This is a genomic window from Cuniculiplasma thermophilum (assembly GCF_052315355.1).
In the GTDB taxonomy this organism is placed as follows: Archaea; Thermoplasmatota; Thermoplasmata; order Thermoplasmatales; family Thermoplasmataceae; genus Cuniculiplasma.
In genome coordinates this window covers 1-9,927 of sequence record NZ_JBLSDF010000050.1, presented here as the reverse complement: position 1 = coordinate 9,927, position 9,927 = coordinate 1, and the positions used below count along the sequence as shown (strand labels likewise).

The window sequence follows — 9,927 nt, the reverse complement described above, 5'->3', positions numbered from 1 at the left end:
TCTATCTTTTATGAGTATCTCAGCCTGCTCATCAACCATGTTGAACATGCTCTGTAAGAACAGTACCTTGATCATGGTTTTCACAGGTATGTTTGGCCTTCCTCCATTATCTGTATCATTGTGATACAGATCATTCAATAATAGTGTAAATGCATCCCAGTCAATGGCATTCTTAATGAATACCAATGGATCATTTATCTTCATTGAGTTGTATTTCTCCTTCAGCGCATGATCAAGCAGGTCACTCATACTGTAACATGCGTGTTTCATGAATAAATGTTACGGTGTTTAATGAGGGGGTTATTAGAAATCCTCTCGGCTTATTGAGAAAATCAATATATATGAATTTGATTATCATATTGGGGCTAAGAAAATAAAGAGTATAAACGTGCTCCACTTTGATGAAAGCGAAAAGGATGGAGAAGGGAAAGGAAGTTTCAGATTTCGTAAATAGGATCAGGAAGTAGATCAAAGGCAGTAAAATGTATAAGGAAACAAATCCAAAGCTGATCAGGGCAATTACGGCTTACCTTATTGGAATCATATTTCTCTATCTTTCTATATTCCTCTCTCAAAGGATCAAATATAATGGGCATTTCATATCTGCAATTCCGGTGGCATTGTCACTTGTATTTGCAATAGCTTTCTTCAGTATTTCGGTTATCTTCGTACTGACCAAAGAATACCCTTGGCTCTTCCGCACGGGTATGATGAGCCTCGTTTCAGGAATAACTATTTTCATCTTTGGAATTGTTGCCTATAACTTTAGGATCTCATCTATTGTATAGGCAGGGTCAGTAGGAATAGGTGTTTTGTTTGTAATTGCAGCAATTGTTAGACTTATCATACAGGGAGGCTTAAGTGCATACAGAAAAGCAAAGAATTAGAGCAGTATTTCTTCGGCCTTTGGAATTGTATTCTTATCTCAGGTATTGTGAGTCTCTTATCGTTATTTAGGCACACAACATTAAATCCTTTGGAACGGTAATTGTATCATTGTCTGTTATTGTAGCAACATATTTTCTCCTCAATGCATATTTTGTTTGAAACAACAAAATGACTAGAGGATTAGAAAAAAGACACTAGAATCGGTACAGATATTACATAATCCTAGTGACTACTGTATCTTTTGTTGTTCTAATAATCAATATTATGGCTTATTTACCAAAGGATGAAACCAATTATCTATATCCTTTTGACATGGCTTATGTGGTGGGAAACAGCGCTCATTTGTAGCTTTATCCATTTCATCAAATAGGATAAGTATTGAAGATGAAAGGAAGGTAAAACAATCTTGTATTCCTTATTCTTTCTTAAAATACAATCTGACCCACGGAAAGGCTATGATGAAGATGCCGTTTTAAATCTATGATTGTTGATACCTCAGTGGATTATAAGTATCCTCCAGACAGGAGAGCGGAAGCGGTTCTGAGAGCAATTCAGGACAGGGAGCGTAAATTCCAGCACACGTTCGCAAGCGATCTATACATAGCACTATCAGGTATTCCCAGGAAAATAATTCGCTCCTCGAACCAGATCAACAAGAGTGGATTGACAGGAGAATAGATACGCTCTCAAAAATGAAATTCGTTGAAAGGCGATGTGGATCTGTATTCAAAGAAGATAGATCTCCTGAAACACACAATGCTTCTGGTGCATCCGCAATATCCCATGAGGATCTCACAGACATCGCAATGGACAATCATGTGAGCAAGTAGCAGATATCCAAGCTTGATACCGGAAGACCTTACCAGCTCTTCGTAGAACTATTCTACGATCTGATATATCCATACATAATGGCGCATAACTATGCGATGTACAGGAAATTCCTGAACATAATAGGCATCGATTCCACCTTTATCCGTACAGCGATAAAGGAATCCGGTAAGTACAGACGACAGAAGACGGAGAGCGGCATAAAGATGCTTCAGTCTGCCGTAGTTTTTCCATTCACGGTTCCACTGGAATCATTTATTACGCCTGCTAACCTGAACGATTTACCAGAATTCGATGAGATCCTTGGAAGCATCGACCTGGTCTCGTGAAACAATCGATACTGACATTCGATCTTGGCTATTATGATCCTGAAAGATTCGGGAAACTCAAGGAAGAGGGCATAAGGTTTGTAACAAGGATAAAGAAGAATGCATCATACATGGTGGAGAGGGAATATGCGCATTCAAAGGTAATAAGATTCAGGAATGGTACGACACTGAGGCTTGTATCGCTCGAAGTTGAGGGTGAGAAGAGAGACTACCTGACAGACATAATGGGTCTTCCTGACATATACATCCCCTGGATATATTCGCAGAGGTCGAACATAGAGATCTTTTTCCGCACGATGAAATCATATCTCAAGATTGATCACCTGATATCCAGGAAGATCAACGGAATAATGGTTCAGATATTCTCCGCACTGATAGCATATGTCATTCTGGAAATGATACAGGATATGCTTTCTTACCGTACCGGAATTCCGGACATGATAAGGGCAAAGAGGCATGGGATGGATCTTCCTTTCAGAACAGCTGCAAACCCCTATTTTCCAGATAAGGTATAACTGGAATTGAACAGCCGGTCTTCCCCCCCTGGGGAAGACCCTTACTCCTCCATTCAAGAGCATATTAAGATCAGCATTCCAAGAAATAAGCTTTTACATGAATTTTCTACGGATTTGAAATGACAGATACTGACTTAAGAAACGAATTGTCACATTAAGTTCCAGAAACTGGCCATGAATGTGGAAAATGCCAGGTAGAACCATTTATATATTGGAAACTGCTAAGTTTTAATTAATGGTTACTGACAGAGATGCAAAAAATCAGCTACGTTTCAAATCACCTTCTTGCTATGGAATAATTGGAATAAGTGGGGCTATTACATTAGATATGCCCTTAGAATTATCAAGATTTCAGTACGAAAGGAAAAATTTACTTGAATTCTCTGAAATATTAGCGAACAACAAAATTTCTCGTACGCCACAGCTTGGGAACAAATTAGTCAAACCACCCAATGAAAGGAATATATTTTTGGAGGAACAACGCAGTAGTTATATGCTTGACTATGCCTACTCACGAATTCTAGATTTTACGTCAGGGTGGGGGGAAGCGGTTAATTGGAAAGATCCGTGGACAGAAAGAACTTTAAGAATAAACAGGAAGGAATCAGATTCTTCAAATATTTTCAATACGTTTCTAGTTTCGACAAAATTTGATAATGGAGAAAAACCCCTCAATATAAAGGATTTTGCAATATATCGCAATTTATATGTGTTAACCTATGATGTCATGTTGCTTGTTGCTCTTAGACAGTGGGAGATGTTTCTTGACTCTTATTTGTTTAGGATTTATGACATATTTTTACCTCCAGCAAAGATTTCTAAATCATCTCATGATGGAAAACAAAGTAGGGACTATTTTATAGCGATTCCATATGTATCAATTAGAAGAAAATCAGGACAAGCGCAGGGTATTTTCAGTAGGACGGTTTCTATTTCATTGATAAATATTCCTACGACAGAGAATGCAGAAGACAGACGAAATATGGACTTCGAAGAGATGCATGAAATGACACTAGATGAAACCAAGATAATTCTTGAGGACTCGCCGTTAAGAGATTTTATTAAGGATATTCTTACATCCTCAACCTTTGAAAACCTATCTAAAAAGAAAAAAGACATTGAGGAAGAAATCAAAGGAGAAATGCCACTTAGACATCTATTTAAAATAATTGCCTTGCTTATATTCGCAATTAACTCAAAAGAATTCGACGAAAATAAATGGTCCCTAATCGCTAACAGATTAAACGATTCTTTCCAGTACTCTAAACTCTTAGTTGTAGATGATGGTTCATTGGAGAAGGCATTAATAAATGATATTACCAAATTTTACAAAGAATTTATAGCAAGTGATCATCTTAGAGCGCTGTTAAACGATTTAGTTGCCCCGAATCACAATTTAAATTCTAATTCTGAACTTGATGTTGTTGATTTCCGATCCCTTACAGTAAATGAACCACATTTTCTTGACAATTCAGTTAAAGTTTTTTACAATCCTTTTGAGGACGTAACCGTTGTCTTCCTATTTAGCTATGCAGAGAAATTCCCTAAAAGATCTATAAAGTGGGGTTTATCTTGGTACATGCGACTAATTCAATCGCTCTCTATCTTAATTTCCATTAAAAATGATTATTACTACACCTTAGAACGAAGTGCTCCCTTTTCTGATATCTTATCAAGACTCGAAAGTGATATGCTTAGGGACTTAGATGACTTCTATGATCTAGAAATTAGGACGTGGGCCTATTCATACAGGCAGCAATTCAAACAGGTAAAAAAACTACTCGGGATCGATGTAGAATTCGAAAGACTCAGGGAGAAAGCATCAAATATGAGAGTCATAGTTCATACCCAAAGCCTAATTGATTTAAGTCGAGCCCAAATTAAATTAAGTGGGGACGTAAGTAGACTTACTTGGGTACTAATAGCATTAACAATTACCCTGATAATACTTTCAATACTAAAACTCCTTTAACTCTTTAATCTCTAACTCCCGCTATTTTGCATAATAGGTATCTCAAGCTTCTCAATTATCATTCTTGATTTCTTAGGTATTTCTGACAGTTTCCACTGATCCCCTATTCTGAGCATATGGATGCGATCAAAATGCCTCATTACGTCCTCCGGTGAATAGCGACTGAGAAGGTCCATCTTTCTCAGCGTGCCATAGATCCGGTAATACATCATTAGTGCTATGAAGTTGATGAACATCCATCCCTGAAGATGCAGATCATCCCTCATGTATGTCCTTTCAGCATGTATGGTGTTCTTGAAAGTGTCATATGACTGTTCAATGTCAGTGCGGGATTTTAGCATATCATACACAATGTCCCCTGAAACCTTCAGGTCTGTAATAACTGACATTGTGCCCATCCTCTCCCTCAGTTTGCTGAATGCCGTTTCTGATCCTTTCTAATGTCTCCTGAGATAATCCTTCTCCTCCTCGGCCTTGATGAAATCATTCCTGAACGTAAACATTGTCAAATCATCACTTATGTACCGGGAATAGAATATGGGATCATCCTGGAACATGAAATGTTTCTCCATGGAAATTGTATAACCTATGAGTCTGGAGTTCATCCTCAGGGGCATAATGAAATATATGCCCATGGATGACAGTGCTTCCCTATTGGACCTGGAATAGAATCCTGTGTCTGCAAATAGAACAATGTTCTTTCTTCCTGCCTCTTCCATTTTTGTCTTCAGGGATGCAGCGCTGTTAATTGATCCAGAAAGCATGCGGAAATATTCCGGCACGTCATGATCCAGAGAGAAGAGAAAGAGAACCTGTACCTGAGGAAGGTATTCTTCCATTAAGTTATGCCCAAGAGTTGCAGATATTATATTCTCGCTCATGGAAAGCACATGGGTGAGGTCCACAGCCAGATACCTGTCATCCTTCATGAAATCTTTCATGAACTCTGTCACCGATTTTCGATCCATTCCGATCTCCTTCAGCATATTTGAAAGTGATTCAGTGGACACATGGGCATCAGGAATCGTTTCAGAAATATAGGATGTTGAATAGTGGAATTCAACATTTTTTAGTGGTGACACATGTATGGGTCTCATCATGGAGAATATGAATATCTCCTTCCACTGTAGAAAGTGTTTCTTCAACTATTTGATCATGTCGCCTGATATGTGATTCACGAGAAATGATGCACCGTATTCCTTCACGGCTATCTGGCTGCAAAGTTTAACGATGCGCTTTGCCTTCGGTTTAATGAAACCATCTGGTGTTATCCTTCCCAGATACTCTCCAGTTTTCATCTGTGATCTCTTCTTTTCAGGATTCCATTTACTGCTTACCCTGTAAAGATAGTTAATGATCACCCCTCCTCATGCCTAGTGCCTGCGATCCAATATTTCAACACCCAATCTGGATAATCATTTTTTGTTTTGTGGTTAGTCATATTATGCATATGCCTAATCTGTAAGTATAAAACTCTTTCTGTAAAACACAGAAAATAAGGGGAAAGTGAATATATATTATGCAAAAGTGCCAGAGTTAGAGTTTAATAGAAAAATGGATCATCGGACTTTTGTGTAAGTTCATGGAGCAATAAGAATGAGAATACTACAGCGAATATAAAATCTCTAATAAAGAGCCGAAAATCCATGTGCAAACACTCCTTGTTTCCACCGCCAACGTATCTAATAGGAATTCAGAGCATGTATAATTTCCAAAGCTACCCACACAAAACCGTGATGAGCTACAAAATAAATATAGAATCGTATTTAATTTTGAAACACAATACATTACGGGTCCGCTATTCCACCAGCTCCACCATTCATTTTTCTCACCTTTTATTCTTTCTGAGCTCATATATTTATTCTTTTACTTTGTGAGCTTTTACACAGCTATATACCTTGGAAATATATAAAATTATCTCCAGCAACTTTTCTTCTGCTTCATTGCAGAGAACATTTATCTTTGTTAATTTATTAGTATTGCCTAAAACTTTAATCAAATTCCGACCGGTCCATTTAATTTATTGATCGAATCCTTTTGATGCCTTTACTCATTATGCTTTCACGACCATTCAGTCCAAGTATCAGGATCTTCGTCTTGATGATGTATGAAAATTGTTTGAAACTTTAAGGGAAACATCAATATTAATGGCATAGTAGCATTGATAAAACTGTGCCACTATTGCGAATTGACAAAAACAACGCCGAAGCAGATAATTGAAAAGGCAAGAAACATCGAAAAGAATTTCCGCTATGAATTTGCAGATTTTGTAAGGGAAACAGAGAGTAAAGGCAAGTTGGGATCATACATGGCGAGGTTCAAGAAGGTTGTCTTATCCTGGCTGAAGTGTAATGGTATCCGTTTGCAGTTAGCCGCTAACACATCCGGACAGAATGAAACTCCAACAATGGCAAATAAAAGGGTTACGAGCAAAGAAGAGTTAGCAAGGATATTGAGAAAAGTAACCTCTCGTGGAAGGGTTATCATCGCTTTGATGGCATTTTCAGGATTAAGGCTGGGATCACTTGGCGATTATGAGGGGACTTACGTCTTAATACTGGGAGATTTAACGGAGTTAAAATTATCCGATTAGATACAATTCGACATGATGCCTTTAACTGTAATAGTGAGGAGCAATCCTAGCAAATGAAGTAATTAGTATTTCTCATTCATAGGCAGGGAGGGCGCAACATACATAAAGGAATACCTTGAAGAGAGAACGAAGCAGGGAGAGGAACTAATATATGCTTTACCGCTTTTGCAGTTTGATGTAAGAGGCATAAAGAGGAAGACCTTCCTAACGACGACGCTTTTTACAAGGAATATAAGGATTGCCATACACGGAGCAGGAATGAAAATGGGGCCATACGTTTTAAGGGCATATTTCTCAACGGCACTTGACATAGCAGAGAGCAAAGGAGACAAGTAACATAACAAACGCTCTCTTATTAGTTATCGGCTAAAAATCTGATAAGACACTGATAAGGAGCGAATTGGATAAAGTTATGAACGATTTGGCGGAATATGTGAACTTGAATATGCCAAGACATATAATCATTTACGGTTCTAATGGGTCAGATAAGATGCTTAGTGCATTGACAATGGCAATGGCACTGAAGGGCAGTAAATCCATTTCATACTATTATGTTAATGCAGGAGAGATCTCAACATCAGTAAAAATATACTGAACGATGACAAGGATATCAAGCAGAGGCCATAATATCTATGAAGTGAAAAAAGATTCGATTCACTATGATCTGGAAGACCCTTAGTTATTATGGACGAAGTAGATTTATTGCAGGACCATGATATTCTTTATCATATAACCAGACACACCAACGCAAACCTACTTCTTTTAACGCAGAAGGTCTACTGGTGAAAGGATATGAACGATGAGAGCGTGAAGAGCTCGCTATAGCCTGATCATATAGTATTCCACGAATACACCGCAAATGAGACGAAGGAGATACTGGAAATAAGCTCCGAGGAAGGCCTTTATAATTACAGCAAAGAGGCCATAGGTTAATTGTCTGCTATGTTAGTACGGGATTACAGGAGCGATACCGGAATAGGAATAAAAGCATTGGAAATTCTTGGCAGGAACAATAAATGGAGAAATGAAGATCTAAGAAATGCTATAATAAAGGCTTACATAGAAGTTGAAGTCAAAACCCTTAGAAATCTTGGTGACAGGGATCTTTTAATACTTGCATCGCTGATAAAGAATCAGGATACCAACAAGGCTTACGCAGAAGTATCCAATAACAACAACCTACTTCTCAAAGGAATGAACAAATCAACATTCTTTCAAAGCGTAAACTATTTACAGAACCTTAGAGTAACCACTTTGATAAAGAAAAAGATTGAAAGACATTATACCACGGAATCACAAATATTATTATCAGAAGAATCAATAGTATCTGCGGAACTAAGAAAGAGGCTATAACGATGATTAATGAGGCTATTTTGCGTGAAAAAATTTATCAACACGTAATTAAGATTAAATCTTCAAAAGATATATTTGATTTTTTTAATATATTGGGTTACCCGGAAACTATTGTTTTAAATAAATCTTCAAAGAGGAAAAAAAACGAATTTGACTTCAGAAAGGAGGATGAAGAAAGGATCAAAGAGATATTCTCAATTTTGAGTTTTGACAAAAACCTCTCTGTATTCCTTTTAGAAACAACAACTTTACATCCATCATTTGTGAGATCCGTAACGAACACATTTGATAAACAATACCTGCAGTATCTTCTTATCTTCACGGTAGATTATTCTGAAATTTCCTTTGTCTTTCCAGACAAAGAGAAGTTAGAGGCTGGGAAACATAAATTAAAGTTAACAAAACTAACTCTGGATAAAAAAGACATAGAAAACAAGAGTAATTATTACAGTGTTATCCAAACGCTTGCAAATATGGCATATGAAGAAAATTCAGGTTGGAGAGATATATGGAGAAAATGGAAAAAGACCTTTAGTGTAGAAAGAGTTACCGAAGAATTCTTTGAACGTTATAGGGAAATTTTCTTCAAATTACGAGAGAATCTGAATAAGCAAAAAATTCCAAGTAAAGAATCCCACGAATTTACGTTACAGTTTCTTAACAGGATAATGTTTATATATTTCATATCAAAAAAGAGGTTGCTTGAAAAACCAAATTTTATTGAATGGTTATGGTCTTCCTATAAGGAACTCGGAAAATTTGATTCTAATGAGTTCCATGAAAAATGGCTTAAACAAATATTTCTAAAAGCATTCAATAATCGCGCGAATGAGATTATAAATTTACCAGATGAAGTGATAAAGGTAATGTCAAATGTTCCATACCTCAATGGGGGATTATTCAGAGAAAATGAACTGGACAACCTAAAAGTTCAGATTAGTGACAGATTGTTTAAAAGCATCTTTGAGTTTTTCGAATCCTACAATTTTACGATCAAGGAGGATATGCCTCTCGAATCAGAAGTCGCGGTCGATCCCCAAATGATAGGTTATGTATACGAGTCATTAGCAAACGTGGCTGAGGAAATTTATGATAGAAAGGATCTTGGTATTTTTTATACACCAAGAGTCGAAGTAGATTTTATGTGCAGAAGGAGTTTAGTTGAATATTTTTCAAAGAATTTGAACGAAATACCAAAAGAGAAATTTTATCATTTGCTCTTTGATCCCATCGATGAAAGGGAGAGAATAGAAAACTGGTTTACAAAAGATAATTTGTGGAGAAAACTGGAAGATGCTCTAAACAATTTAGGGTCATCGGACTTTCATGTGGGTTCATGGATAAAGCTGTAGATTACCGCACCTGAAATATATGGAAGTCTTCAGGTGCTCCTTATTTCTGAATCCATACGCCATCTTTTCTATGAGCGCTATCTTTGAATTGATCCCT

15 protein-coding genes are annotated in these 9,927 nt (G+C 37.1%); 11 read left to right on the top strand and 4 right to left on the bottom strand.

Annotation, left to right across the window (positions count from 1 at the left end; all coding sequences use genetic code 11):
- A partial coding sequence (locus ACNF42_RS08040) for a transposase (protein ID WP_443340243.1) occupies positions 1 to 249 on the bottom strand: 249 nt, incomplete at its 3' end.
- A gap of 233 nt (positions 250 to 482) precedes the next feature.
- Here ACNF42_RS08040 and ACNF42_RS08035 point away from each other — a divergent pair.
- The 6 genes from ACNF42_RS08035 to ACNF42_RS08010 all read left to right on the top strand — a co-directional run bounded on the left by ACNF42_RS08035 (position 483) and on the right by ACNF42_RS08010 (position 4,532).
- Positions 483 to 788 (top strand): hypothetical protein, encoded by a 306-nt coding sequence (locus ACNF42_RS08035; RefSeq protein ID WP_443340242.1) that lies wholly within the window; start codon positions 483 to 485, stop codon positions 786 to 788.
- A gap of 580 nt (positions 789 to 1,368) precedes the next feature.
- Positions 1,369 to 1,566, top strand: a complete 198-nt coding sequence (locus tag ACNF42_RS08030) for a hypothetical protein (protein ID WP_443340241.1) — start codon at positions 1,369 to 1,371, stop codon at positions 1,564 to 1,566.
- A 14-nt stretch (positions 1,567 to 1,580) separates the two neighbouring features.
- Positions 1,581 to 1,718, top strand: a complete 138-nt coding sequence (locus ACNF42_RS08025) for a hypothetical protein (protein ID WP_443340240.1) — start codon at positions 1,581 to 1,583, stop codon at positions 1,716 to 1,718.
- A gap of 78 nt (positions 1,719 to 1,796) precedes the next feature.
- Positions 1,797 to 2,045: a hypothetical protein gene (locus ACNF42_RS08020; protein ID WP_443340239.1), complete on the top strand. Its 249-nt coding sequence runs from the start codon at positions 1,797 to 1,799 to the stop codon at positions 2,043 to 2,045.
- On the top strand, positions 2,042 to 2,560 hold the full coding sequence (locus tag ACNF42_RS08015; RefSeq protein ID WP_443340238.1) for a transposase: 519 nt from the start codon (positions 2,042 to 2,044) through the stop codon (positions 2,558 to 2,560). The genes ACNF42_RS08020 and ACNF42_RS08015 overlap by 4 nt, the downstream gene beginning before the upstream one ends.
- A gap of 235 nt (positions 2,561 to 2,795) precedes the next feature.
- Positions 2,796 to 4,532: a hypothetical protein gene (locus tag ACNF42_RS08010; protein WP_443340237.1), complete on the top strand. Its 1,737-nt coding sequence runs from the start codon at positions 2,796 to 2,798 to the stop codon at positions 4,530 to 4,532.
- A gap of 11 nt (positions 4,533 to 4,543) precedes the next feature.
- On the opposite strand, the gene ACNF42_RS08005 is transcribed toward ACNF42_RS08010, so the two are convergent.
- The 3 genes from ACNF42_RS08005 to ACNF42_RS07995 are packed head-to-tail and all read right to left on the bottom strand — an operon-like array spanning position 4,544 to position 5,893.
- On the bottom strand, positions 4,544 to 4,921 hold the full coding sequence (locus ACNF42_RS08005) for a hypothetical protein (protein ID WP_443340236.1): 378 nt from the start codon (positions 4,919 to 4,921) through the stop codon (positions 4,544 to 4,546).
- Between the two features lie 48 nt (positions 4,922 to 4,969).
- Positions 4,970 to 5,677 carry a transposase gene (locus ACNF42_RS08000; RefSeq protein WP_443340235.1) on the bottom strand — a complete coding sequence of 236 codons (708 nt, stop codon included), beginning with the start codon at positions 5,675 to 5,677 and terminating at the stop codon, positions 4,970 to 4,972.
- Positions 5,678 to 5,893, bottom strand: coding sequence for a hypothetical protein (locus ACNF42_RS07995; RefSeq protein ID WP_443340234.1), 216 nt, complete (start codon positions 5,891 to 5,893; stop codon positions 5,678 to 5,680).
- A gap of 827 nt (positions 5,894 to 6,720) precedes the next feature.
- Between ACNF42_RS07995 and ACNF42_RS07990 the strand changes: the two genes are divergently transcribed.
- The 5 genes from ACNF42_RS07990 to ACNF42_RS07970 all read left to right on the top strand — a co-directional run bounded on the left by ACNF42_RS07990 (position 6,721) and on the right by ACNF42_RS07970 (position 9,830).
- Entirely contained in the window at positions 6,721 to 7,125 is a 405-nt protein-coding gene (locus ACNF42_RS07990; protein ID WP_443340233.1) for a hypothetical protein, read from the top strand.
- A 165-nt stretch (positions 7,126 to 7,290) separates the two neighbouring features.
- Positions 7,291 to 7,461, top strand: coding sequence for a hypothetical protein (locus ACNF42_RS07985; RefSeq protein ID WP_443340232.1), 171 nt, complete (start codon positions 7,291 to 7,293; stop codon positions 7,459 to 7,461).
- Positions 7,462 to 7,525: 64 nt separating this feature from the next.
- Positions 7,526 to 7,720, top strand: coding sequence for a P-loop NTPase family protein (locus tag ACNF42_RS07980; RefSeq protein WP_443340231.1), 195 nt, complete (start codon positions 7,526 to 7,528; stop codon positions 7,718 to 7,720).
- Between the two features lie 347 nt (positions 7,721 to 8,067).
- Positions 8,068 to 8,478, top strand: a complete 411-nt coding sequence (locus tag ACNF42_RS07975) for a hypothetical protein (protein WP_443340230.1) — start codon at positions 8,068 to 8,070, stop codon at positions 8,476 to 8,478.
- 92 nt (positions 8,479 to 8,570) lie between these two features.
- Positions 8,571 to 9,830 (top strand): hypothetical protein, encoded by a 1,260-nt coding sequence (locus ACNF42_RS07970; protein WP_443340229.1) that lies wholly within the window; start codon positions 8,571 to 8,573, stop codon positions 9,828 to 9,830.
- The last annotated feature ends 97 nt before the right edge of the window (positions 9,831 to 9,927 follow it).